The sequence below is a fragment of the Acinetobacter sp. Ver3 genome (assembly GCF_000632455.1).
Taxonomy (GTDB): Bacteria; Pseudomonadota; Gammaproteobacteria; order Pseudomonadales; family Moraxellaceae; genus Acinetobacter.
In genome coordinates this window covers 1-1,307 of the sequence record NZ_JFYL01000159.1, presented here as the reverse complement: position 1 = coordinate 1,307, position 1,307 = coordinate 1, and the positions used below count along the sequence as shown (strand labels likewise).

The following is a 1,307-nucleotide window of genomic DNA, read 5'->3' as shown; positions in this document are numbered from 1 at the left end:
AACCGTACCGGGTTTGTCGGAGACTCAATATTCTGAGAGACTATTCCGATGAAAAAACCAACCTATACCCCCGAAATTAGAGAAAGAGCGGTTCAATTACTAATTGAATCTGAAAAAGATTATCCTTCTACTTGGGCTGCAATCACAGCAATTGCGCCTAAGATTGGTTGTACTCCTGAAACACTACGTGCCTGGCATCAAAAGCATTTAGATCAGCAAAATCCTATTAAAGTACAACAGATATCTGACCAAGAAAAAATGAAGCAAATGGAACGTGAAATTAAAGAATTAAAGCGTGCCAATGAAATTCTACGCAAAGCAGCCGCTTTTTTCGCCCAGGCGGAGCTCGACCGCCCACACAAATAATGGTGGATTTCATCCATAACAATAAAGACTTATATGGTGTTGATGCGATTTGTAGGATTTTACCGATCGCACCTTCAACCTATTACCGAACTTTAGATCTCGCTGACAATCCAGAACATCGAGCGAAACGAGATCTACATGATGAGCATCATGCTGAACAAATTAAACGAATTTGGAAGGAAAGTTTAGGTCGATATGGTGTACGTAAAGTTTGGCAAAAATTGAAACGTGAAGGCTATGTTATTGCACGTTGTACAGTTGCTCGATTGATGCAGAAGCTAGATATACAAGGTGTTTGGCGTGGTAAGAACAAACAAACTACCCGCAACCGAGATGATCAAAAACGAGCAGATGATTTAGTGAAACGTAATTTTAGTGCTGATCGACCTGACCAATTATGGGTCAGTGACTTTACGTATATTCAAACTCATTCAGGCTGGGTCTATACCGCCTTTATTATTGATGTGTTCTCACGAGCAATTGTTGGATGGAAAGTATCTACACGGATGAATACAGATATGGTGCTCGATGCACTTGAGCAAGCATTGCACGATCGAGGCATGCCAAAGAATGTGATTCATCATTCCGACAGGGGTGTGCAATATCTTTCGATTCGCTATACCAATCGTTTAGAAGCAGCAAATTTACGAGCATCAGTCGGTACAACTGGTGATTCATACGATAATGCTTTGGCTGAAACGGTGAATGGCTTATACAAAACAGAGGTGATTGAATATTTAAAAGCAGATTGGCAAGGTTTAGCAGATGTACAACTTGCGACACTAAACTGGGTAGATTGGTTCAATAAAAAGCGTGTACACAGTGCACTGGGTTATGTGTCGCCTTTTGAGTTTGAAGCAATGTACTATGATAAGATTAACCCGTTAGGTCAGGTGGCTTAACTTAAATAAAAAAGTCTCCGACAAACCCGGTACGGTTCA

The 1,307-nt window shown here is 40.8% G+C and carries 1 protein-coding gene and 1 other annotated feature; the gene reads left to right on the top strand.

Going from position 1 to position 1,307, the window contains the following annotated elements; all coding sequences use genetic code 11:
• Window positions 1–48 precede the first annotated feature (48 nt).
• Window positions 49–1,268, top strand: a protein-coding gene (locus tag CL42_RS16115) for an IS3 family transposase (protein ID WP_155757018.1) whose coding sequence is annotated in 2 segments (ribosomal slippage) — window positions 49–325 and window positions 325–1,268 — 1,221 coding nt in all. Because the reading frame shifts where the segments join, the coding sequence is not laid out codon by codon here.
• Window positions 324–440, top strand: a sequence feature (AL1L pseudoknot). Its footprint overlaps the gene before it by 117 nt.
• Window positions 1,269–1,307 lie beyond the last annotated feature (39 nt).